The sequence below is a fragment of the Sphingosinithalassobacter tenebrarum genome, from assembly GCF_011057975.1.
In the GTDB taxonomy this organism is placed as follows: Bacteria; Pseudomonadota; Alphaproteobacteria; order Sphingomonadales; family Sphingomonadaceae; genus Sphingomonas; species Sphingomonas tenebrarum.
Genome location: NZ_CP049109.1, coordinates 3,595,640 through 3,618,157 on the forward strand (window position 1 = coordinate 3,595,640; position 22,518 = coordinate 3,618,157).

Genomic DNA, 22,518 nt, shown 5'->3' on the forward strand with positions numbered 1-22,518 from the left:
GGAAAAAGGCGCGCCTGCGCGATTTGCCTGATATGAAAAGCGTAACCGGTTCGCGGGCATCAGGAAGCGAAAGGAGCATGGGAGAATGAGAATGGCTTCGGTTTGGCACTCGCGACTGATCCGCACGACGGGGCTTTGCGGCGCGATGCTGGTCGCCGCCTGCAGCGGCGGTGGCGGGAGCAGCTCCACGCCCACGCTGCCGACGCCGCCTTCCCCGGCGCCGTCTCCGACGCCTTCGCCTTCACCCTCACCTTCGCCCAGCCCGTCGCCGACCGATTACGACACCGCCGAATATCGCGCGAGCGCGGGGCCGGTGTCGATGAACGCGCTCGTCGCCTATCAGGACGGCGCCACCGGCAGCGGAATCCGCATCGGCATCATCGACAGCGGCATTGACCTGCAGAGCGAGGAGTTCGGCGATTGCTCGCGCGGCACCGGCACGGGAAGCTGCCGGATCAGCTCGATCTCTGCCGATGTCGGCGGCAACGGCACGATCGACGATGAAGGCGGGCACGGTACGGCAGTGGCGTTCGCGCTGGCGGGGCGGCGCAACGGCGCGGGCACGCATGGCGTGGCATTCGATTCGCAGCTGGTCGTGCTGCGCGCCGATTCACCGGGCAGCTGCGCCACCTATGATCCCGACGACGAGGACAGCGGCTGCAGCTTCGATGATCGCGACATCGCGCAGGGGCTGGACATCGCCACCAATGCCGGTGCGCGCGTCGTCAATATCTCGCTGGGCGGCAATGCGCCGAGCAGCGCGCTGATCGACGCCGTGACGCGCGCGACGGCAGCCGGGGTGATCATCGTCATGTCGGCAGGCAATGACGGCGAAGCGAATCCCGATCCCTTTACGGCGCCGGCAACGAACGCGGCGCAATCACACGGCCTGATCATCATCGCCGGTTCGGTGGACGGGAATGACCAGATTTCCGGTTTCAGCAATCGCGCGGGGACCGGCCAGAATTTCTATCTGACCGCGGTCGGCGAGCGGGTGCGCGCGCCCGATCAGGAAAACACGCCCTTTCTCTGGTCGGGCACGTCCTTTTCCGCGCCGCAGATCAGCGGCGCCGTCGCGCTACTCGCCCAGGCCTTTCCCAACATGACCCCGGGCGAAATCGTCCAGCTGCTTTTCACCACGGCGCGCGACGCGGGCGATCCGGGTATCGACGCGATCTATGGTCGCGGCGTGCTCGATCTGACCCGCGCATTTCAGCCCGTCGGACAGACTTTCGTCGCCGGAACGCAGGCTGTGGCTTCGAACAGGGTCAATGCCACGCTTTCCGCGCCGATGGGCGATGCGCGCCAGTCCGGGCTCGGCATGGTCGTGCTCGACGGGTTCGATCGCGCCTTCGCGATGGATTTCGCCAATACCATCCGCCGCGCCGCGCCGGGCAAGCGGCTGACCGGTGCGATCGCGGGGCGGCAGCGCAGCTATGCCCTCGGCATCGGCGATATCGGCGTTGCGGTACGCATCGCGCCGGGACGCGAAGGCGTGCGGATCGATCGGCTCGCCATCGGCAGCGACGATGCCGAACGCGCGCGCCTGCTCGCCGCTTCGGTGACCGGCCGGCTGGGCAGCGACCTGCAATATGCGCTGGGCGCGTCGGAAAGCGGCGGCGCGCTTACCGCGCGGCTGGCCGGGCGCGCCGAGCCCGCATTCCTGATCGCAGGCGATCCGGCGACCGGATCGGGCTTCGAAAGCGACAGCGGCACCGCAGTCGCGCTGCGCCACCGGATCGGTTCCTGGGGACTGAGTGTGGCGGCCGAATATGGCGATGTGCGCACCCGCGCGCTTGCGACCGAGCCCGATCTGCTGCGGCGCCGCGAACGGCTTGCCTATGACCGCATGACTGTGGCGCTCGACCGGCGGTTCGGCGGACTGCGGATCGGCGTCACCGGATCGCGGCTGCACGAGGAAGACAGCGTGCTCGGGGCGCGGTTCGGCGGCGCGCTGGGCGCGGCGGGCGCCGACAGCTGGTTCCTCGACCTGGCGGCGCGCCAGTCGCTCGGCGACGGTTTCACCTTCGGCGCTTCGTGGCGGCAGGGGTGGACGCAGGCGCGGCTGCGCGGCGGCATCATCGGCAGCGGCGCGATCCGCACCGACGGCTTCGCCGCCGACATCGGCAAGCGCGGCGTGTTCGGGCGCGGCGACCAGCTCGGGCTGCGCGTGTCCCAGCCGCTGCGCGTGCGCGACGGCGGACTCGACCTGACGCTTCCCGCGGGCTGGGACTATGCCAGCGAGAGCGTCAATGCCTGGTCGCATCAGCGCGTCAACCTGGCGCCGGAAGGGCGCGAGATCGATGTCGAAGCCAGCTATTCGGCGCGGTTCTTCGGCGGCGACTGGGGCGCCAACCTGTTCTGGCGGCGCGATCCGGGCAATATCGCGGCAATGCCCGACGATGTCGGCGGCGCGGTCCGCTTCAACATTTCCTTCTGACGCGCGGAGCGATCCTTCCAGCGACAGGAGTGGCGGCGGCGTGATCGGCTCCCCATCTGACGGGGCATGACCGATTATGCGATGCTCGACCTCGTCCCCGTTCTGCAGGGCGGGACCATCCGCGACGCGCTGGATCGCGCCGCCGACCTTGCCGTCCATGCCGAAGCGACCGGCTATACCCGATACTGGGTGGCCGAACATCACGGCATGGCGGGAATCGCCAGCGCCGCCACGTCGCTCGTCATCGGCCATGTCGGGCAGGCGACGCGCACCATCCGCATCGGTGCGGGCGGCATCATGCTGCCCAATCACGCGCCGCTGGTGATCGCCGAGCAATTCGGCACGCTCGACGCGCTCTATCCGGGACGCATCGATCTGGGCCTCGGCCGCGCACCGGGATCGGACCAGCAGGTCGCCCGCGCGCTGCGCCGCACGCTCGACAGCGATCCGCAGGCATTCCCGCGCGACGTGATGGAGCTGCAGAGCTATTTCGCCGATGACGGCGAAACCGGGATCCAGGCGATCCCCGGCGCCGGTGCGAAACCGGAAATGTGGATCCTGGGATCGAGCCTGTTCGGAGCGCAGCTCGCCGCCGCGCTCGGCCTGCCCTATGCCTTCGCCTCGCATTTCGCGCCGGCGATGATGGACGAGGCGATCGAGACCTATCGCCGCAATTTCCGCCCGTCGCCGGTGCTGGAAAAACCGCATCTGATGCTCGGCTACAATGTCTTCGCCGCCGAAACCGACGAAGACGCCGAACTGCTCGCCACATCGGCGCAGCAGATGTTCGTCGCGATCCGCACTACCGGCAAGGGCATCCAGCTTCCCCCGCCCGTGCCAGGCTATCGCGACACGCTGGGGCGTCAGGAAAATGCCGTGCTCGATTCGGTGCTCGCCTGTTCGGCGACCGGCGGCCCGGAAACGGTGGCGCGCGACATCGCCGCCTTTGTCGAGCGCACCGGCGCGGACGAACTGATGTTCGTCAGTTCGATCCACGATCACGAGGCACGCAAGCGCAGCTTCGCGATCGCGGCCGATGCGATGCGCGCACGCACATCGGAACCTGCCGCTCAATAGGCGAGCGGCAGCCGCAGCCGGATCAGCAGCCCGCCCAGATCCTCGCTTTCCTCAAGCGTGATCGTGCCGTCGTAAATCTCCACAACGTCGCGCACGATGGCGAGGCCGAGGCCCGTGCCCGGCTTGCCGCTGTCGAGCCGGACGCCGCGATCGAAGATGCGGATGCGATCCGCCTCGGGAATGCCGGTGCCGTCGTCCTCGACCAGGATTTCGGCAAACCCCGCCTGGGCGGTCGCCGTGATGAACACGCTGCCGCCGCCATATTTCGCGGCGTTTTCGACAAGATTGCCGAGCAGGTCGTCGAGATCCTGTCGCTCGATATGCGCGACCAGATCCTTCTGCCCGTCGATATCGATGCGGACATTGGGATAGAGGCGCGCGACGGCGCGCTCGACCGCCTCGATCGCCGGCCAGATTTCCGCTCGGCTGTGCGCGCTGCCGCGGCGGCCGACCGCGCGGGCGCGGGCGAGATGATGGTCGATCTGACGCCGCATCGTGCGCGCCTCGCGGATCACGGCATCGGCGAGATCGGGCTGCCCGGCAGCGGCGGCGTTCATGATGACGCTGAGCGGCGTTTTCAGCGCATGGGCGAGATTGCCCGCATGCATCCGCGCTTCCTCGGCCTGCTTGTCGTTATGCTCAACCAGCGCGTTGAGCTCCTCGACCATCGGCGCGACTTCGGCGGGCATCGGCCCTTCGATGCGCGTGGAATGCCCCGCGCGCATCTTCGCCAGTTCGGCGCGCACCTTGCGCAGCGGACTGAGGCCGTACCAGGTCTGCAGCGCCACCATCAGCATCAGCCCGAGGCCGAGCACGAGAAAGCTGCGCACCAAGGTCCGCCGCAGCTGGGCGAGCTGCGCATCGAGCGTCGCCCGCGGCTGGGTGACCTGAAAGCGCCATCGAATCGGCGATCCGGGCAGTGTCAGATCGCGTTCGGCAACGCGCAGGTCCTGATCGAACTGCCTGCTGTCGTAGATGTGCATCGCACTGTCATTATGGCTCTCGTCGGTCGCGAGCCGCCAGTCCCACAGTGAACGGCTGGGATAATAGACGCCGGTCTGATCGCTGCTGATCTGATAATAGGCGCCCGAAAACGGTTCGAGAAACCGCTGGTCGGCGGGCTCGCGGCTTAGCATCAGCCGTCCGTCGGGGCTGAATTCGGCCGAGGCGATGATCGAATAGAGCAGGAATTCGAGCTGATCGTCGAAATTCTTCGTGAACGCCGATGTCAGCACGCGATCGAGGGCGATGCCGCCGCCGGTCAGCAGCACCAGGATCCACGCCGCCGCGACGAAGATCATCCGGCGGCTGACCGATCCGGTCACCCGCAGATAGGATCGCGGCTGCTGTTGAGGGGATGGCTCGGATTCGGCCACGGCGCGAACGGCTCCTGTCAGGCCGTTGTCACGATGCGGCTTCGGCGGGTTCCTCGAGGCTGTAGCCCAGCCCGCGAATGGTGGTGATCGTCTCGGCGCCGAGCTTCTTTCGGATGCGCGTCACGAACACTTCGATGGTGTTCGAATCGCGATCGAAATCCTGATCGTAGATATGCTCGATCAATTCGGTACGGCTGACCACCTTGCCCTTGTGATGAAGCAGGTAGCTGAGCAGCTTGTATTCCTGCGCGGTGAGCTTCACCGGCTCGCCCGACTTGGTCACCTTGCCCGAACGCGTGTCGAGGCGAATGTCGCCCGCCATCAGTTCGGCCGAGGCATTGCCCGAAGCGCGGCGGATCAGCGCGCGAAGCCGCGCGATCAGTTCCTCGGTCTGGAACGGCTTGGCGACATAATCGTCGGCGCCGGCATCGAGCCCGGCGACCTTGTCCGACCAGCTGTCGCGCGCGGTGAGGACGAGGACCGGAGTCGTCTTGCCTTCCTTGCGCCAGCGATCGAGCACCGTCAGCCCGTCGACTTCGGGCAGGCCGAGATCGAGCACCACCGCATCATATTCCTCGGTCGAGCCGAGGAAATGACCTTCCTCGCCGTCGGTGGCGAGATCGACCGCATAGCCCGCGCCTTCCAGCGCGTTGCGCAGCTGCTGGCCGAGATTGGGTTCGTCTTCAACGATCAATAAGCGCATGTCGTGTTCCCGTATCTGCTCTAGCGCGAACCGCCCGAGCGACGGACGACCTGGCCGGTGCGGCCATTGACGTCCACCCAGATGACCGAATCATCGCGCAGGAATTTGAGCGTGTAAATGTTCGTTTCCGGGTCATAGTCGAATCCGAGATACTGGCCCCGCACCCGGGGAACGATCCGACGTTCGATTTCGCGGGCAGGCAGATTCTGGCCGCTCTGCTGACGAACCGCCGCCTGGCTCTGCGCATCCTGGCTGCTGGCCGGCACATATTTGGCCTGCGCATGAGCGGGCGCCGCGCTCCACAGCGCGATAACTGCCACACCCGCAGCCAGACAGGATTTCCAGACCATTGCCATCGACATTGCATAGGGGGCGGCCGTTGAATAGCCCATGAATGGCCCCGTAACGTCCCGGCAACTTGCGCGGCGGGCGCCGGCGCGATAGCGCGCGCGGCATGGCTGCCCCCATTTTGTCTTATGAAGGCCTTGGTCTGAACCAGGGCACCGGCTGGCTGTTTCGCGGCCTCGACCTGCATATCGGCGCGCGCGACCGGCTGGCACTGATCGGCCGCAACGGCGCGGGCAAGACGACTCTGCTCCGCCTGGTCGCCGGCCAGATCGAATCGGACGAGGGCCGGCGCGTGATCGTGCCGGGGACGCGCGTGATCCTGCTCGAACAGGAACCGCGGATGACGGCCTGCGAAACGCTGCTCGATTTCGTGCTGCACGGCGACGATGCCCCCGCGCGGCACGAGGCCGAAGCGATCGCGGACCAGCTGGGCATCGACCTGTCGCGCGAAGCCGCCACTGCGAGCGGCGGCGAACGGCGCCGCGCCGCGATCGCCCGCGCGCTGGCGCAGGACCCCGACGTGCTGCTGCTCGACGAGCCGACCAACCATCTCGATCTCGGCGCGATCGAATGGCTCGAAGGCTGGCTGTCCTCCTATCGCGGCGCGTTCGTCGTCATCAGCCACGATCGCACCTTCCTGACGCGGCTCACGCGCCAGACGCTGTGGCTCGATCGCGGCACGATCCGCCGCGCCGATGTCGGCTTCGGCGGGTTCGAGGCCTGGACCGAACAGGTCCATGCCGAAGAGGAGCGCAACGCCGCGCGGCTCGACGCGAAGCTCAAGATCGAGGAGCACTGGCTGCAGCGCGGCGTCACCGGTCGCCGCCGCCGCAACCAGGGGCGGCTGGAGAAGCTCAAGGAAATGCGCGCGCAACGCGCTGCGATGCTCGGGCCGCAGGGTACCGCCAATCTGGCGACGGGCACCGACGACGCCCAGACCAAGATCGTGATCGACGCGAAGCACGTCACCAAAAGCTATGGCGACCGCGTCATCCTGCGCGATTTCAGCTTCCGCGTGACCAAGGGCGACCGGATCGGCATCGTCGGCGCGAACGGAGCGGGCAAATCGACGCTGCTCAAGCTGCTCACCGGCGAAGTGCAGCCCGATCAGGGCGAAGTGAAGCGCGCGAAGACGCTGGACGGCGTGATCATCGATCAGCAGCGCAGCCTGATGGAACCCGAAAAGACCGTGCGCGACGTGCTGGCGGACGGCGGCGACTGGATCGACGTGCTCGGCGCGCGCAAGCATATCCACGGCTATCTGAAGGAGTTTCTGTTCGAACCCTCGCTGGCCGACGCCAAGGTCGGCTCGCTTTCGGGCGGCGAACGCTCGCGGCTGCTGCTCGCGCGTGAATTCGCGCGGCGCTCCAATCTGCTGGTGCTCGACGAGCCGACCAACGATCTCGACCTCGAAACGCTCGATCTGCTCCAGGAAGTGATTTCGGATTATGACGGCACGGTGCTGATCGTCAGCCATGATCGCGACTTTCTGGACCGCACCGTCACGGTGACGCTGGGGCTGGACGGCAGCGGGACGGTCGATGTGATTGCGGGCGGCTATGCCGACTGGGAAGCCAAGCGCAAGCCGCGCCCGGAGAAGAAGGCGCCGGCCAAATCCGTGCCCTCCTCGCCCGAACCGCCGAAGCAGAAGCCGACCAAGCTGAGCTACAAGGATCAGCGCGACTATGATTTGCTTCCCGGCAAGATCGAGGCGCTGGACGCGGCGATCGCACGCGACGAGACGGCGCTTGCCGATCCCGACCTCTACACACGCGATCCGAAAAAATTTGCCGCGCTCACCGATGCCATCGAAAAGGCGCGCGAAGCCAAGGAAACCGCCGAACTGCGCTGGCTCGAACTCGCCGAACAGGTGGAATCGCTCGGCTGAATGCATAACGCTACGGAAACAATCGCCCCGCAATCCGTTCCGCCTCTCACAGAACATTCACAGCCTGGAGAACCGGAACCATGCGCAAGCTGATCGCCGCCACCCTCGTTGCCACCGCAGCCCTGCCGATGGGCGCCTGCACGCAGCAGGGTAACATCTTCGGCCCCGGCGAACGCGTCTATGATCAGCGCGCGATGAACGACGATGTCGTCATCTATCGCGACGCTCAGGGCCGCTATTACTGCCGCCGCGAGGACGGCACCACCGGTACGCTGGTCGGCGCCGCCGCCGGCGGCGTGCTCGGCAACATCATCGCGCCGGGCGGATCGAAGACCGTCGGCACCATCCTTGGCGCGCTTGCCGGCGGTGTCGCCGGACGCGAGATCGATCGCTCGGATCTCGCCTGCGAATAATCGATGGGACAAACCGGCTCCGGCATCGCCGGGGCCGGTCGCTTGCGGAACGCGGCTACGCTTCGAGCGTCAGCCGCGTTACCGTACCGTGCGGATCGCTTTCGGTGGAAAGCGTGCCGCCCGCCTGACCGGCAAAGGCCGTTACCAGCCGCTGGCCAAGGCCGCCTTCACGGCCCTTTATCTGCATCTCCTCGGGAATGCCGATGCCGTTATCGGCGACTTCGAGCAGCCATCCGTCCCCATGCGCGCGAAACCGCACCTGGATGTTGCCGGCATCGCGCCCGACAAATGCGTGCTTGGCGGCGTTGGTGACGAGTTCGTTGACCACCAGCCCGATCGAAACCGCCCTGTCGCGCGCCATCCGCACATGATCGGCTTCGCAAGTCAGCGTTATCGTCGCGCGCAGGAACAGCGCCTCCGACAGCGCGGCGCAGAGTTCGCGCAGATAGACCTGCATGTCGACGGCGTCGACGCTGGCGCCGCCGCGGTAGAGATGCCGATGCGCCCGCGCGATGCTTTCGATCCGCGTCTGCGCCCGCGACAAGGCCTCGGCGGTCGCCGGATCGTCGGCGCGGCGCCGCTGCAGATCGAGCAGGCTGGCGACCAGCGCGAAATTATTCTTCACGCGATGGTCGAATTCCTCGAGGAACAGGTCGCGTTCGGCGACTTCGCGATCACGCTCGGCAACCGCCCAGCGCACGGCCCGGCGAAACAGCTCCGCCACCACCACGATCGCGGCATAGGCACTGGCGTTGACGATCGTGCGCGGCCCGTCGAGCGGGCTGCCGAAAGCGAAGCTGTTGAAAACCGGCAGGATGAAATACCAGCTGTACAGGATGGTGAAGACCGCCGTGATCGCGCCGGCGGGCCATCGCGCGAACAGCGTGGCGACCAGCACCGCGACATAACCGAGCGCATAGGGGCCGGCAGCCGGGGCGATCAGATCCACCACCGCGCGAAAGGTGATCGCCGCCGCGGCGCACAACAGACCGAATCCGATCTGCGTCGCTACTTGCGGAACAGCCGGCGCGAGCCGGGCGGGAAGATCGAGTTCGCCGATGCGCGCCATTGGCGCACATGACGGCCAATTTCGATCTAAAGTCAAGCAATTCAGGATATTACCTAACTTGAATCAACTAGATATCGAGGGATTTTCCCGTCCGCCCGGCCAGCTCGACCACATATTGCCAGGCAACCCGGCCCGAACGGCTGCCCCGCCGGGTGGCCCATTGCACGGCATCGGCATCCTCGACCGTCAGGCCATGCGCCTCGGCATAGCCGCGAATGATGGCGAGATAGGTGTCCTGATCGACTGCGTGAAAGCCCAGGCTCAGTCCGAACCGATCGGCCAGCGCCAGATTGTCGTCGATGCTGTCGCGCGGATTGATCGCGCTTTCCTGCTCGGCGATGTCGCGCGGAATCAGGTGGCGGCGATTGGAGGTGACGAACAGTCGTGTATTGCCCGGCCTCGCCTCCGCGCCGCCTTCGAGCAGCGAGCGCAGCGCGCGGGCATCCGACGCGGCGTCGAATCCGAGATCGTCGATGAAGACGGCGAAATGCCGTTCGACCGGCGCGAGCAATGCGAAAAGATCGGGCAGCCCCTCCAGATCGGCAGTCGCCGCCTCGACCAGCGCAAGCGCGCCGCCTTCGGCCTGAACGGCGGCGACCGCGCTCTTGACCAGCGCCGACTTGCCGGTGCCCCGCGCGCCCCAGAGCAGCACGTCCTGTGCGGCATGGCCGGCGGCGAGCCGCTCCATATTGGCGAGCAGTGTATCGCGCTGGCGTTCGACTCCCCGCAGCATGGCGAGCGGAAGCGGCGCGAACTCGCGCGCCGTGGTCAGCAGGCCCCCGCGCCAGACATAGGCGGGATGGGCCGTCGGATCGGCCGGCTCGGGCCGCGGCGGCGCCAGCCGTTCCAGCGCCTCGGCGATACGCGTGATCGGATCGGTCATCGCACAAGCCTATAGTCAAGCCGCCGCGGCAGCGGAAGCGGGCTCAACCTGCCGAACGCACGGTATTCAGATGGCTGCGGATACCGTCATGATCAGGCGCGGTCTTTGCCGCCTTTTCCAGCAGCTCCTCGGCGCCCGCGATATCGCCGGCCAGATACAGCGCCCAGCCATAGGCGTCGGCCGCCGCCGGATTGGCGGGCGCCACCGAATAGGCCGCATGGCCGGCATCGACGGCCGCTTCGCTGTCGCCGAGCGCGGCATAGGCCTGCGCCAGTTCGATATTGAGCGCCACATCGCGGTCGCCCACGCGTTCGCGCAGCCGTTCCAGCGTCGCGATGGCGGCGGCATATTCGCCTTCGGCGAGCTGCCAATGCCCGGCCAGACGAAGCGCGACGAGATTATTGGGGTTCTGCGTCAGGAACAGCGCGAGCACCCGTGCCGCTTCCTGCCGGTTGCCGCTCGCCTGGTTCGCCTCGACAAGGCGCAGCATCGTCGGCTCGTCGAACGCCATGTCTGCAGCGGCGCGATAGGCAGTCGCCGCCGCGCCCGGCCGCCCGGCGATCATCAGCACGTCGCCCAGCAGGATATGCGACCCCGGCGCGCCGGGATTTTCGCGCGCAACCTGTCGCGCGCGCGCCAGCGCCCGATCGACTTGCCCCGCATCGACCAGCGCGCGCAGATAGGGAACGATCCGGTCGGGATCGCCGGGATTTTCAGCAGCGGCGAGATCGGCCACGGCCACGCTGTCATCGGCACTGAACGATGGCGATTCGCCGCGCGCCGGATATGCCGCCCAGTCGAGGAACCGTGCCGCCGCCGCGCGTTCGTCGATCCGTTCGAAACCGCGCGCGACAAGCAGCTTGGCGTAGCTGTCGGCATCGGAGCGCGCGACCACCGGGCGCAGCACGCTGATCGCGTCGCGCGCCGCATCGCTGCGCAGATAAGCGAGCGCGAGCAGCTTGCGCGCGGTGATGTTCTTGGGCTGAGTCGCGACGAGCTGGCCGAGCTGTTCGATCGCGCGGGCGTAATTGCCCGCCTCGATGTCGAGCGATCCGCCGAGCAGCAGCGCGCCGGGCAGGCCGACCAGCGCGTCGCCGGTCCGCTCCATCAGCGCCCGGGCGAGATCGAGCCTGTCGGCGCGCGCGGCAAGCACTGCCTGCAGATAATAGGCCTGCGGACTGCCGGGCCGCGCTTCGAGCGCGCGGCGCGTGGCGGCCAGCATCGCGCGCGTCCGGCCCAGATCGCCGAGCGTCGCGGCATATTCGATCAGCGCGTCGTGATGCCAGGGATCGCGTTCCAGCGCGCGCTCGAACCACGGCAGCGCCGCGACCAGCCCATATTGCGTGCGCACCAGTTCGCCACGCAGCAGCAGCGCCTCGACATCGCCCGGCCCCAGTTCGACGGCGCGCTGCGATGCCGCGATGGCCCCGCCGATATCGCCCGCGGCGAAACGGAAACGGCCGATATCGGTCCACACGCCGGGGTCCTTCGGCGCCATGTCGACTGCCTTGCCGAACGCGGCGCGCGCGCCCGCGAGATCGCCCGTCGCAGTAAGGATGCGCCCGCGAATGCGCAGCCCGTAGACGCGATCCTGCGGCGCGGTCTGCTCGACCACCTGCAATGCGCGCTCGGTATCGCCCTGCAGCAGCAGCGCCTGCGCGTGCAGATGTCTGGTTCGGGCGGGATCATAGCCATGCGCCTCGGCCAGATCGAGTTCGGCTTCGGCGGCAAGACCATTGTCGAGTTCGAGCAGCGTACGCGCGAGCATGGCATGCGCGTCGCCCCAATCGGGATTGGCGCGCACCGCCTCAAACGCATGCGCGCGCGCCGCGCTGACATTGCTCTGCCGGAACGCGGCGATGCTCTTTTCAAGCTCGGCGCGCGCGGCAGCGGGATCGTGATATTCGGGCAGCAGCCGGATGAACCCGAATATGGCAAGGCCGAACGCCGCCAGACCGCCGAGGATCACGGCGGCACGACGCAATTGCAGCTTGCGCGAATAGCGGGTGCGACGGCGCCTAGGGCTGGAGGTCATAGGCCTTCATCAAGTCATATAGCGTGGGGCGGCTGATCCCGAGCAGCCGCGCGGTACCGGAAATATTGCCTTCGGCGCGGGCCAGCGCGTGGCGGATCGCCTTGCGATCGGCGGTTTCGCGCGCCGCCTTCAGATTGATCGGGGCGCTGTCCTCGGCGGCGCTTTCCAGATCGAGATCGGCGGCGGTAACGCTCTTGCCGTCGGCCATGATGACGGCGCGCTTCACGCGGTTCTCCAGCTCGCGGACATTGCCCGGCCAGTGCCAGGCATCGATCGCGGCGAGCGCGTCGGGCGCGAAATTCCTGACCCCGGCCTTCATCGATTCGGCATATTTGCGCAGGAAATGCCGCGCGAGCAGCCCGGCATCGCCCGGCCGCTCGGCTAGCGCGGGAATCCGCACGACGATTTCGGCGAGACGGTAGTACAGGTCTTCGCGAAACCGCCCGTCGGCAACCATAGCATCGATATCCTGATGCGTCGCGCAGACGATCCGGGTGTCGACCGGAATCGGTTTACGGCCACCGATCCGTTCGATCACGCGTTCCTGCAGGAAGCGCAGCAGCTTGACCTGCAACGGCAGCGGAATGTCACCGACTTCGTCGAGGAACAGCGTGCCGCCATGCGCCTGTTCGATCTTGCCCTCGGTGGTCTTCACCGCGCCGGTGAACGCGCCCTTTTCATGGCCGAACAGCTCGCTTTCGAGGAGCGTCTCGGGGATCGCGGCGCAATTGATCGCGACGAATTCACCGCTCTTGCGCGGACTCGACTCATGCACGCCGCGCGCGAGCAGTTCCTTGCCGGTACCGCTGGCACCGAGCAGCATCACCGATACGTCGGCGCCCGCGACACGCTCGATCGTGCGCGTCACCTTCAGCATTTCGGGCGCGCCGGTTATCATGCCGCCCAGTTCCGTGCCGGCCTCGGCACGCTCGGCAAGCCGGCGATTTTCCGCTTCGAGCGCATGAACGTGAAATGCGCGCGCGACGATCAAGCCCAAAGCATCGATGTCGATCGGCTTTTGATAGAAATCCCATGCCCCAGCGGCGATCGCCTTGAGCATCGATTCGTGCGCGCCGTGCCCCGAGGCGACGATCACCTTGGTCTCCGGCTGGAGCGACAGAATAGTCTCCAGCGTGGCGAAGCCTTCGCTGGTCCCGTCGGGATCGGGCGGCAGGCCAAGGTCAAGCGTCACCACCGGCGGCTGTTCGGCACGCAGCGTCGCGATCGCGCTTTCCCGTTCGCCCGCGACGAGCACTTCGTAATCGTCATAGGCCCAGCGCAACTGCCGTTGCAGCCCCGCATCATCCTCGACGATCAGCAGTTTCGGTTTGGAATCGGTCATGCCGCTTGTTCCACATTTGTCGGCTGCGCCGGCTTCAGCGTGACGCGGAAGCGCGTACCCTGGCCCTCACGCGATTCGACGTCGATCCGTCCGGCCATCGCCGCAGCGAGCTGGCGCGCCTCGAACGCGCCGATGCCGAATCCGCCCGGCTTGGACGAGACGAAGGGCTTGAACAATTTGTCGCGCACGAATCCGGGCGACATGCCGCAGCCGCGATCGATCACGTCGATCGCGACCTGCGCATCATCGGCTTCGACGGCGAGCGTCACCGGCTGGCCCTCGGCGCTGGCATCGATGGCGTTCTGGATCAGATGTTCGAGCAATTGTTCGAGCCGCACCGGATCGGCCAGCGCCGATGCCGGACCGGCCGCGGCCACCTGCACCGGATGCTGCCCGCGTCGCGCCGCGGCGAGCCGCTGCAGGATCGGCACCACGTCGATCGCCTGCGGCACGTCGGCACGGCTGCGGTTGGTTTGCGAAAGCCGCGCGAGCAGGCCGTTCATCCGCTCGACCGAATCCTTGAGCGTCGCGACCATGTCGGCGCGGAATTCGGGATTGTCGGCATGGCGTTCGGCGTTCCGCGCGACCAGCGTGAGCTGGCTCACCAGATTCTTGATATCGTGCAGGATGAAGGCGAAGCGGCGATTGAATTCGTCGAACCGCTCGACTTCGGCCAGCGCCTCCTGCGCGCGCGCTTCGGCAAGGAAGCTTGCCGCCTGGCGCCCGGCGACCTTGAGCAGGTCGAAATCCTCCCAGTCGAAGGCGCGGTTGATCGGCGGGCGGGCGAGCAGGATCGCGCCGGCCAGCTTGCCGAAATGCGGTAGCGGCACCAGCGCCCAGGCCCGCGGCATGGCGAGCAGCGTTTCGGGAACCGCGTCGCGATCGCGCGCGTCCCCGCTATCCTTGCGCACCGCGTCGAGCTCGATGATCCGCCCGGTTTCGGAAAGGTGCCGCGCCAGCCGGGCATCGATCGTCGGGGGAAGCTGGCCCGCCTCCCAGTTCCAGCTCGCGGCGGGCGCCAGTCCACTGCCTTCGGGCATCAGCAATACGCCGGCGGGCGAATCGGTCATGTCGGCAATCGCCTTGACGATCCGCTCGTCGAGCGGCGCGGCGCCGTCCGGCTGACCCAGCGTCTCGGTGAAGCGCATCCATTCGGCGCGATAGTCATAGCGATGCCGGAAGAAATGCTTGGCCAGCTTCACTTTCGCCCATGCGCGCAACCAGGGTGAGGACACGAGCGTCAGCACCGCCGCGGTCATGCCGAAGACGAAGGCGGTCTGCAGCACGCGGGCATGGCTGCCCCCCACGGTCGCCAGCGCGCTGGTGGTCAGCGCGACCAGTGCCAGATAGGCCCCGATGCCCGCAAGCGAGAGCGACTGAAAGGCGACGGTGCGCGACACCTGCATCGTCCATTCGCCCTTGCGCTGCAGACCGATGCCGACACCGATTGCGATGATCGCCACTGCCGGGCCGCGCAGCGCCTGGAGGTCGGGCGGCAGATAGCCGAGCAGATAGGCGCTGCCGAGCATGTTGAGATTGATCAGCCACAGACCGCCGAGCGACAGCACGATCCAGCGCAGCCCCGCGCTCGCCGACGGCGCCACCGCCGAATGCAGCGCCTGAGTAAGCACCAGCGCCGCCACCGCGATAAGCATCCGCAGCAACAATCCGGCCGTCACGAATTGCTGGGCCAGCGGATCGGGCGCGGTATGGCCGATCAGATCGAGTATGGTCGCGACAATCGTGACGATCGTCACGACGCCATAGACAGTGGCTAGCGCGAATCGCGGCCGCGCCGCGCCGTCGCGACGATGCAGCACAAGCATGAAGCCGAACCAGGCGATGTCGCGCGCGGCTTCGACCACGCCGGTCACCATCTCGCCATTGCCGATCCCGGCCACCGCCAGCGCCCAGAGCGCCGTCATCGCCAGCGCGACACCCAGCGGCCCGCGCGGCGCGCCGCTTTCGGTACGGCCGAACGCCCATAGCGCCACCGCGCCGAACAGCATCGCGGCAAGCGCGTGCGTCCAGAGGATGACGGTTGCGACCATCAGCGTGCGCCTTCGGGGAAGAGCACCACGCGCAACGTCTGGAGGAGGATCAGGAGATCGAGGAAAGGCGAGTAGTTCTTGGCGTAGAACAGGTCATATTCGAGCTTCTGGCGCGAATCCTCGATCGAGGCGCCATAGGGATAATTGATCTGCGCCCAGCCGGTGATGCCCGGCTTCACCATATGCCGTTCGGCATAATAAGGCAGCTGCCCTTCCAGCTCCTCGACGAATTGCGGGCGTTCCGGGCGCGGACCGACAAAGCTCATCTGCCCTTTCAGCACCGTCCAGCATTGCGGCAGTTCGTCGATGCGCAGCTTGCGGATGATGCGGCCGACCCGCGTGATTCGCGGATCGTCCTTTTCCGCCCAGACGGCAGTGCCCGCGACTTCGGCATCGGTGCGCATCGAGCGCAGCTTGATGATGTCGAACCCTTCGCCATAGAGGCCGACGCGGCGCTGGCGATAGAAGGCCGGCCCCTTGCTGTCGATCTTCACCAGCAGCGCCGTGATCAGGATCACCGGCAGCGTGAGCACCAGCAGCGTCAGGCTCGCGGCGATGTCGAACAGGCGCTTGAACGCAGCCGAGAACATCCGGCCTGACGAAAACCCGTCGGAAAAGATCAGCCAGCTGGGATTGACGCTGTCGAGATCGACTCGTCCCGTCTCGCGCTCGAGGAAAGTCGAGGTGTCGTTGACGTGCACGCCGGTGGTCTTGATCCGCAGCAGATCCTTGAGCGGCAGCGCGTTGCGCCGCTCCTCGAGTGCGAGCACCACTTCGCTGGCATTGAGCAGCACGACATGATCGGCAAGGTTGTAGATCGCGTCGCGCGGGATCGCTTCGGGAATGACGTGATTGGCTTCGCTCATCGCGACAAAGCCGACGATGACAAAGCCCGAACCCGGCGTGCGCGACAGCGTCTTGAGCCGCTGCGCGCGCGGACCCGATCCGAGCACCACGACGCGGCGCTTGAACACCTGGCTGCCCAGCGTCGAGCCGAGGAGGATGCGCATCAGCACCAGCAGCAGCATCGCCATGAGCATCGCGTAGAGGAGATTCGACCGCCAGAAGCTGAGCGCCGGGGCGAGGAAGGAAATCGCGCTGAGAAAAATCACGCCGAGCGAGACCGAGACGATCAGCCGCGCGACGGCATAGCGCAGCGATTGCAGCGCATCGGCGCCATAGACGCCGACCGCGACCATCGCCACTTGCAGCGTCAGCGCGAAGGTGATCAGCTGGGGCAGCCGCGAAAGCAGCGACTCGAGCTCCATACCAATCTGGTGCGCGCGCGCGATCCAGCCGATTTCGCCCGCGGCGAGCAACATGACGAGGTCGAGCAGACCCAGCAGCAGCACCGCATTAGGCACATAGTGATTGAACAGACGGATCATCGTATGTTCTTCGCCCTGGTGTAAATTCTACCGACAGTGCCGATCTCTCTCGCAAATTGACGAAGAAATGCTGAACAGGATCGAAGCCATTTGCCGCAGGGCCCGTTTTCGCGCGCACCAGGGACGGCCATGCGCGGGCGCGTGAAGCGGAAGGCGGCACTGGCGGCGCTGGCCGAACGCCGCGACGATAGGGCGACTGAACGCCGCTGCGCGCTGTGCGATCGCCCGCTCGGCCATCTGGTCGAGCAGCATCATCCGCTGCCCAAAAGCGAGGGCGGCCGCGATACCGTGCCCGTCCATCCGATCTGCCACCGCGCGATCCATTCGCATTTCACCAATGCCGAACTGGCACGCGGCGGAGACATGGCAACGCTGCGCAACAGCCCGAGGCTGGCCGCTTTCCGCAAATGGATCGCGAAGAAGCCGCCCGATTTCCACGCCCCGACGCGGCGACGAAAGCGAGACTAAGCCCTGATCCTGTCAACATGGTACAGATCACGGTCCGGGAGTGTCCGCCCGATTGGGATGCCCCGGCACCTCGGTCGACCGGAAGCCGCATCACCCCCTTCCGCAATTTGAATAACATGCTATATACCTGGCTATACAATGAGAAGGCGGCCTTATGGACTATATCGCGGAGCGCGGCTGGCTGTTTCTCGGCAGTCGCATGAAACGACTGGCCGAGCGAATGCAGGCCGATGTGCTGACCATCGCTTCGGACGCGGGAATCGCCGTGCAGCCGAGCCAGTATCCGGTACTCGGACTGCTCGATCGGCACGGGGACCAGGTGATGGGCGAAATCGTCCGGCGGCTGGGGATCAGCCAGCCCGCCGTTACCCGCATCGTCAACAAGCTTGCCGAAATGGAGCTGGTATCGGTTGCGCGATCGGACAGCGACCGGCGCCAGAAACTGGTGTCGTTGACGCAGCGGGGGCGCGAGGTGATGGCGGTTTCCCGCCGCGAGGTCTGGCCGCGCGTCGAAGCCGCGGTGGTGGCGCTGTGCGGTGACCTGCAGGGCTCGCTGCTCGACCAGATCGGCGCGATCGAGACCACCCTCGCCGAGCGGCCGCTCCATGCCCACCGCCCGCCCGAACCGCCGCCCGGGCTGCGAATCCGCAGGTTCGAAGACGCGCTCGCGCACGAATTCACGGCGATCAACACCGAGTGGATCGAGGATATGTACGCGATGGAAGAGGTCGAGCGGAGGATGCTGGCCGCCCCGCGCGCAAGCTATGTCGAGGGCGGCGGATCGATCCTGTTCGTCGAGGCGCCCGATCTCGGCATCATCGGTACCTGCGCGCTGCGCCAGACGCGTCCGGGCTGGTTCGAGCTGACCAAGATGGGCGTGCGGTCCTCCGCGCGCGGACGCAAGGCGGGCGAATTCCTGTTGAAAGCCGCGATCGAGGAAGCGCATGCGCTCGACGCGGAGACGCTCTATCTCCTCACCAACCGCAAGTCGCAGGCTGCGATCCACCTCTATGAAAAGCACGGCTTCGTCCATGACGACGCGATCATGGAGGAATTCGGACGGACCTATGAACGGTGCAATGTGGCGATGCGGTATGTCGGCTGAACCCGAGCCGCTGCCGATCGAAACCCGCTGGGCCGAACGCCGCGATCTGCCGCGGCTGCGTGCGCTGATGGAACGCGCGATCGAAGCGCTGCAGCACGGGCTGCTCTCGCCCGAACAGATTGCCGCCAGCCATGCGATCATGGGCCTCGACACCCAACTGGTCGAAGACGGCACCTATCTGATCGCCGAAAGGGGGGACATCGCCGTCGGGTGCGGCGGCTGGAGCGGCCGCGCGACTCTCTATGGCGGCGATCATGGCGTAGGCCTGCGCGCGCCGGCCCTTCTCGATCCCGCCATCTATCCGGCGCGAATCCGCGCCATGTACACCCACCCCGACCATGCGCGGCAAGGCATCGGTCGCCGCATCCTCGCCGAATGCGAGGCGGCTGCGGCGGGCGCGGGGTTTTCGACGGTCGAGCTGATGGCGACGCTCAGCGGACAGCGGCTCTATGCGGTCAGCGGCTACACGGCGATCGAGAATGTCGTGCATGCGGTGGATGGTGTCGCGGTACCGCTGGTGCGGATGCGCAAGCGGATAGCCGGATAGCCGGACACCTATCACCTTGCCCCCTCCCCCTCCGCCGGGTAGCGGCAATCCATGTTGTGGATTCCGTTCACGCTGCTTGCCTCGGCCGCCCAGGTGCTGCGCAACGGCGCGCAGGCGTCGCTGACCGAGAAAATCGGCACGCTCGGCGCGACTCAGGTGCGGTTCGTGTTCGGGCTGCCTTTCGCGATCCTGTTCCTCCTCGCCGCGCTGGCGCTCTTCGGCGAACCCCTGCCGGCCGTTCCGCCGGCGTCGCTGCTATGGGGCCTGCTCGGCGCGTGCAGCCAGATCGCGGCGACCGCGCTCATGCTGGTGGTAATGCACCGCCGCGCCTTCGGCGTCGCCTATGCCTATATCAAGACCGAACCGGTGCTGGTCGCGGTCTTCGGCGTGATCTTTCTCGGCGATCATCTGCGGCCGCTCGGCTGGGCAGCGGTGTTCGTCGTCACGGCGGGCGTGCTGATCGCATCGGTTTCACCGCGCGATTTCGGCAAGCTGTTCCACGAGCGCAACATGATCGCTGCGGGCGTCACCTCAGGCGCGCTGTTCGGGCTCTCGGCGATCGCCTTTCGCGCGGCGATTGATGGCATAGCGAGCGGCGGCTTCATCGTGCGCTCGCTCGAAATGCTCGTCGTCACGCTGGCGATCCAGACGTCGCTGCTCGGCATCTGGCTGTTCTGGCGCGATCGCGCCGCCTTTGCCGGATCGCTGCGCGAATGGCGCGCGAGCATCGGCGCGGGGTTTCTCGGCGCGCTTGCCTCGGCGGGCTGGTTCTGCGCCTTCGCGCTCACCCCGGCGGCGAACGTCCGCACATTGGGACTGGTCGAAATGCCGATCGCGGCGCTGCTTTCGGGCAGGCTGACGGGGAAGAAGACCAGCCGGCACGAAGCGGCCGGACTGGGCATCGTGGGGGTCGGCATCCTGATGCTGCTCTGGACGGCGGCGAAAGCGGGCTGAGCGCGCACTCCAATGGTTTTCCCGGAGCGGAGGGGGACCATGCGAAGCGTGATGGACGGGTATTGGCCGCAAGCGCGCCGCCTGTGGAGATTACCCCTCCGTCAGCCCTTCGGGCTGCCACCTCCCCCTCCGGGGGAGGAACGTCAAAAAAAGGGCCGACGGTTCCCCGCCGGCCCTTCTTTTTGCTTTCGCCTGAGCGAAACGGCTCCGCCTGGGAGCCGCCAGACAGCGGGGCTTCTTAGAAGCCCATGCCGCCCATGCCGCCCATGCCGCTCATGTCGGGAGCGCCGCCACCGGCGGGCTTGTCTTCCGGCAGCTCGGCGACCGTGGCTTCGGTCGTGATGAGCAGGCCGGCGACCGACGAGGCGTTCTGCAGCGCGGTGCGAACGACCTTGGTCGGATCGATCACGCCGGCAGCCACGAGGTTCTCGTAGGTGTCGGTCGCGGCGTTGAAGCCGAACGACGTGTCCTTCTGGTCGAGCAGCTTGCCCGAAACCACCGCGCCGTCATGACCCGCATTCGCCGCGATCTGACGCACGAGCGAGGTCAGCGACTTGCGCACGATGTCGATGCCGCGGGTCTGGTCCTCATTCTCGCCGGTGACGCCTTCCAGCGCCGCCGTGGCGTAGAGCAGCGCCGTACCGCCGCCCGGAACGATGCCTTCCTCGACCGCAGCGCGGGTGGCGTGGAGGGCGTCGTCGACGCGATCCTTGCGCTCCTTCACTTCGACCTCGGTGGCGCCGCCGACCTTGATCACGGCAACACCGCCGGCGAGCTTGGCGAGGCGCTCCTGGAGCTTCTCGCGGTCATAGTCGCTGGTGGTCTGCTCGATCTGGCCGCGAATCTGCTCGGTGCGCGCCTTGATGGCGTCCGCGTCGCCCGCGCCGTCGACGATGGTGGTGTTGTCCTTGTCGATCGTGACCGACTTGGCCGTGCCCAGCATGTTCAGCGTGACGTTTTCGAGCTTGATGCCCAGATCTTCGCTGACGACTTCGCCCTTGGTCAGGATCGCGATGTCCTCGAGCATCGCCTTGCGGCGATCGCCGAAGCCCGGCGCCTTGACCGCCGCGACCTTGAGGCCGCCGCGCAGCTTGTTGACGACGAGAGTCGCGAGCGCTTCGCCTTCAATGTCCTCGGCGATGATCAGCAGCGGACGGCCCGACTGGACAACCGCTTCGAGGATCGGAAGCATCGACTGGAGGTTCGACAGCTTCTTTTCGAAGATCAGGATATAGGGATCCTGAAGCTCGACATTCATCTTTTCCGGGTTGGTGACGAAATAGGGCGACAGATAGCCGCGGTCGAACTGCATGCCTTCGACGACGTCGAGCTCGAATTCGAGACCCTTCGCCTCTTCGACGGTGATCACGCCTTCCTTGCCGACCTTTTCCATGGCTTCGGCGATCTTTTCGCCGACTTCCTTGTCGCCATTGGCCGAGATGGTGCCGACCTGCGCGACTTCCTGCGTGCCCGAAACTTCCTTCGAGCGGCTCTGGATATCAGCGACGACCTTCGCGGTGGCGAGATCAATGCCGCGCTTCAGGTCCATCGGGTTCATGCCGGCGGCGACCGACTTCATGCCTTCGCGCACGATCGCCTGAGCGAGTACGGTGGCGGTGGTGGTGCCGTCGCCAGCGACGTCATTGGTCTTCGAAGCGACTTCGCGGACCATCTGCGCGCCCATATTCTCGAACTTGTCCTTAAGCTCGATTTCCTTGGCGACGGAAACGCCGTCCTTGGTGATACGCGGGGCACCGAACGACTTTTCGATGACAACGTTGCGACCCTTGGGGCCGAGCGTGACCTTGACCGCGTCGGCCAGGATGTCGACGCCTTTCATGATGCGTTCGCGTGCGTCACGCGAGAATTTAACGTCCTTGGCTGCCATGTTGCAGATCCTTTCTTGATCGTCGCCCCTGCGCAGGCAGGGGCCTATCTCTGTTCCGTCGGCCTCTGTTCCGTCAGCGACGCGCCGTTCCGGCACAAGCGACAGACACGGCCCCCTGCCTTCGCAGGGAAGACGGCGGTTGCGTTAGCCCTCGACGATGCCGAGGATGTCGCTTTCCTTCATGATCAGCAGGTCTTCGCCGTTCACCTTCACTTCGGTGCCCGACCACTTGCCGAACAGGATGCGATCGCCCGCCTTGACGTCGAGCGGCGTCACCTTGCCGTCTTCGCTCTTGGCACCGCTGCCGGCGGCGACGATTTCGCCTTCCTGCGGCTTCTCCTTGGCCGAATCGGGGATGATGATCCCGCCGGCGGTCTTTTCCTCGGCCTCGACGCGGCGAACGAGCACGCGATCGTGCAACGGACGAAAGTTCATGCGCCTGATCCCTTCCAGTATCTGGGTTGTAACAATATGGCTTTAGCACTCAGGCAACCCGAGTGCTAACAGGCGGGCATATGTGTCGGGGTCGGCGGTGCGTCAACG

19 protein-coding genes are annotated in these 22,518 nt (G+C 66.4%); 8 read left to right on the forward strand and 11 right to left on the reverse strand.

The annotated features are described in order from the left end of the window. The first annotated feature begins 85 nt into the window (after positions 1–85). Entirely contained in the window at positions 86–2,440 is a 2,355-nt protein-coding gene (locus G5C33_RS17865) for a S8 family peptidase (protein WP_228275123.1), read from the forward strand. Between the two features lie 66 nt (positions 2,441–2,506). Next, positions 2,507–3,517, forward strand: coding sequence for an LLM class flavin-dependent oxidoreductase (locus tag G5C33_RS17870; RefSeq protein ID WP_165328387.1), 1,011 nt, complete (start codon positions 2,507–2,509; stop codon positions 3,515–3,517). On the opposite strand, the gene G5C33_RS17875 is transcribed toward G5C33_RS17870, so the two are convergent. The 3 genes from G5C33_RS17875 to G5C33_RS17885 form a co-directional block, all read right to left on the reverse strand. Further along, positions 3,511–4,818, reverse strand: a complete 1,308-nt coding sequence (locus G5C33_RS17875) for a sensor histidine kinase (protein WP_165328932.1) — start codon at positions 4,816–4,818, stop codon at positions 3,511–3,513. The genes G5C33_RS17870 and G5C33_RS17875 overlap by 7 nt on opposite strands. 103 nt (positions 4,819–4,921) lie before the next feature. Continuing rightward, complete coding sequence (locus tag G5C33_RS17880) at positions 4,922–5,596, reverse strand: response regulator (RefSeq protein WP_165328388.1); 675 nt, start codon at positions 5,594–5,596, stop codon at positions 4,922–4,924. A 20-nt stretch (positions 5,597–5,616) separates the two neighbouring features. Beyond that, positions 5,617–5,988 carry a hypothetical protein gene (locus G5C33_RS17885; RefSeq protein ID WP_228275124.1) on the reverse strand — a complete coding sequence of 124 codons (372 nt, stop codon included), beginning with the start codon at positions 5,986–5,988 and terminating at the stop codon, positions 5,617–5,619. 62 nt (positions 5,989–6,050) lie between these two features. Here G5C33_RS17885 and G5C33_RS17890 point away from each other — a divergent pair, with 62 nt between their 5' ends. Next, positions 6,051–7,832, forward strand: a complete 1,782-nt coding sequence (locus tag G5C33_RS17890; RefSeq protein ID WP_165328389.1) for an ABC-F family ATP-binding cassette domain-containing protein — start codon at positions 6,051–6,053, stop codon at positions 7,830–7,832. Positions 7,833–7,912: 80 nt separating this feature from the next. Continuing rightward, entirely contained in the window at positions 7,913–8,245 is a 333-nt protein-coding gene (locus G5C33_RS17895) for a glycine zipper 2TM domain-containing protein (RefSeq protein WP_165328390.1), read from the forward strand. A gap of 55 nt (positions 8,246–8,300) precedes the next feature. Here the strand turns inward: G5C33_RS17895 and G5C33_RS17900 are convergent, their stop codons facing one another. From G5C33_RS17900 to G5C33_RS17925, 6 genes are all read right to left on the reverse strand, one after another. After that, positions 8,301–9,314 (reverse strand): sensor histidine kinase, encoded by a 1,014-nt coding sequence (locus G5C33_RS17900; RefSeq protein ID WP_165328391.1) that lies wholly within the window; start codon positions 9,312–9,314, stop codon positions 8,301–8,303. A 67-nt stretch (positions 9,315–9,381) separates the two neighbouring features. After that, positions 9,382–10,197: an ATP-binding protein gene (locus tag G5C33_RS17905; protein WP_165328392.1), complete on the reverse strand. Its 816-nt coding sequence runs from the start codon at positions 10,195–10,197 to the stop codon at positions 9,382–9,384. A 43-nt stretch (positions 10,198–10,240) separates the two neighbouring features. After that, positions 10,241–12,232: a tetratricopeptide repeat protein gene (locus tag G5C33_RS17910; protein WP_165328393.1), complete on the reverse strand. Its 1,992-nt coding sequence runs from the start codon at positions 12,230–12,232 to the stop codon at positions 10,241–10,243. Next, positions 12,216–13,574, reverse strand: coding sequence for a PEP-CTERM-box response regulator transcription factor (prsR, locus tag G5C33_RS17915; protein WP_165328394.1), 1,359 nt, complete (start codon positions 13,572–13,574; stop codon positions 12,216–12,218). The genes G5C33_RS17910 and prsR overlap by 17 nt, the downstream gene beginning before the upstream one ends. Next, positions 13,571–15,625 (reverse strand): XrtA/PEP-CTERM system histidine kinase PrsK, encoded by a 2,055-nt coding sequence (gene prsK, locus G5C33_RS17920; RefSeq protein WP_165328395.1) that lies wholly within the window; start codon positions 15,623–15,625, stop codon positions 13,571–13,573. The genes prsR and prsK overlap by 4 nt, the downstream gene beginning before the upstream one ends. Continuing rightward, positions 15,625–17,013, reverse strand: coding sequence for a TIGR03013 family XrtA/PEP-CTERM system glycosyltransferase (locus G5C33_RS17925; protein ID WP_165328396.1), 1,389 nt, complete (start codon positions 17,011–17,013; stop codon positions 15,625–15,627). The genes prsK and G5C33_RS17925 overlap by 1 nt, the downstream gene beginning before the upstream one ends. A gap of 141 nt (positions 17,014–17,154) precedes the next feature. On the opposite strand from G5C33_RS17925, the gene G5C33_RS17930 reads away from it, so the two are divergent. From G5C33_RS17930 to G5C33_RS17945, 4 genes are all read left to right on the forward strand, one after another. Further along, positions 17,155–17,481 (forward strand): HNH endonuclease, encoded by a 327-nt coding sequence (locus G5C33_RS17930; RefSeq protein WP_228275125.1) that lies wholly within the window; start codon positions 17,155–17,157, stop codon positions 17,479–17,481. A gap of 154 nt (positions 17,482–17,635) precedes the next feature. Further along, positions 17,636–18,586, forward strand: a complete 951-nt coding sequence (locus G5C33_RS17935) for a bifunctional helix-turn-helix transcriptional regulator/GNAT family N-acetyltransferase (protein WP_165328397.1) — start codon at positions 17,636–17,638, stop codon at positions 18,584–18,586. Continuing rightward, a complete protein-coding gene (locus tag G5C33_RS17940) occupies positions 18,576–19,133 on the forward strand; it encodes a GNAT family N-acetyltransferase (protein ID WP_165328398.1) in 558 nt (185 codons plus the stop codon). The genes G5C33_RS17935 and G5C33_RS17940 overlap by 11 nt, the downstream gene beginning before the upstream one ends. 51 nt (positions 19,134–19,184) lie before the next feature. Next, positions 19,185–20,087 carry an EamA family transporter gene (locus G5C33_RS17945; protein WP_165328399.1) on the forward strand — a complete coding sequence of 301 codons (903 nt, stop codon included), beginning with the start codon at positions 19,185–19,187 and terminating at the stop codon, positions 20,085–20,087. A 238-nt stretch (positions 20,088–20,325) separates the two neighbouring features. On the opposite strand, the gene groL is transcribed toward G5C33_RS17945, so the two are convergent. Beyond that, positions 20,326–21,975, reverse strand: coding sequence for a chaperonin GroEL (gene groL / locus G5C33_RS17950; RefSeq protein WP_165328400.1), 1,650 nt, complete (start codon positions 21,973–21,975; stop codon positions 20,326–20,328). 144 nt (positions 21,976–22,119) lie between these two features. Then, entirely contained in the window at positions 22,120–22,410 is a 291-nt protein-coding gene (gene groES / locus G5C33_RS17955; RefSeq protein WP_165328401.1) for a co-chaperone GroES, read from the reverse strand. Positions 22,411–22,518: the final 108 nt, after the last annotated feature.

Coding starts and splice junctions, on each gene's coding strand:
- G5C33_RS17865 (WP_228275123.1), top strand. CDS start 86: ATGAGAATGGCTTCGGTTTGGCACTCGCGACTGATCCGCACGACGGGG.
- G5C33_RS17870 (WP_165328387.1), top strand. CDS start 2,507: ATGACCGATTATGCGATGCTCGACCTCGTCCCCGTTCTGCAGGGCGGG.
- G5C33_RS17875 (WP_165328932.1), bottom strand. CDS start 4,818: ATGATCTTCGTCGCGGCGGCGTGGATCCTGGTGCTGCTGACCGGCGGC.
- G5C33_RS17880 (WP_165328388.1), bottom strand. CDS start 5,596: ATGCGCTTATTGATCGTTGAAGACGAACCCAATCTCGGCCAGCAGCTG.
- G5C33_RS17885 (WP_228275124.1), bottom strand. CDS start 5,988: ATGGGCTATTCAACGGCCGCCCCCTATGCAATGTCGATGGCAATGGTC.
- G5C33_RS17890 (WP_165328389.1), top strand. CDS start 6,051: ATGGCTGCCCCCATTTTGTCTTATGAAGGCCTTGGTCTGAACCAGGGC.
- G5C33_RS17895 (WP_165328390.1), top strand. CDS start 7,913: ATGCGCAAGCTGATCGCCGCCACCCTCGTTGCCACCGCAGCCCTGCCG.
- G5C33_RS17900 (WP_165328391.1), bottom strand. CDS start 9,314: ATGGCGCGCATCGGCGAACTCGATCTTCCCGCCCGGCTCGCGCCGGCT.
- G5C33_RS17905 (WP_165328392.1), bottom strand. CDS start 10,197: ATGACCGATCCGATCACGCGTATCGCCGAGGCGCTGGAACGGCTGGCG.
- G5C33_RS17910 (WP_165328393.1), bottom strand. CDS start 12,232: ATGACCTCCAGCCCTAGGCGCCGTCGCACCCGCTATTCGCGCAAGCTG.
- prsR (WP_165328394.1), bottom strand. CDS start 13,574: ATGACCGATTCCAAACCGAAACTGCTGATCGTCGAGGATGATGCGGGG.
- prsK (WP_165328395.1), bottom strand. CDS start 15,625: ATGGTCGCAACCGTCATCCTCTGGACGCACGCGCTTGCCGCGATGCTG.
- G5C33_RS17925 (WP_165328396.1), bottom strand. CDS start 17,013: ATGATCCGTCTGTTCAATCACTATGTGCCTAATGCGGTGCTGCTGCTG.
- G5C33_RS17935 (WP_165328397.1), top strand. CDS start 17,636: ATGGACTATATCGCGGAGCGCGGCTGGCTGTTTCTCGGCAGTCGCATG.
- G5C33_RS17940 (WP_165328398.1), top strand. CDS start 18,576: ATGTCGGCTGAACCCGAGCCGCTGCCGATCGAAACCCGCTGGGCCGAA.
- G5C33_RS17945 (WP_165328399.1), top strand. CDS start 19,185: ATGTTGTGGATTCCGTTCACGCTGCTTGCCTCGGCCGCCCAGGTGCTG.
- groL (WP_165328400.1), bottom strand. CDS start 21,975: ATGGCAGCCAAGGACGTTAAATTCTCGCGTGACGCACGCGAACGCATC.
- groES (WP_165328401.1), bottom strand. CDS start 22,410: ATGAACTTTCGTCCGTTGCACGATCGCGTGCTCGTTCGCCGCGTCGAG.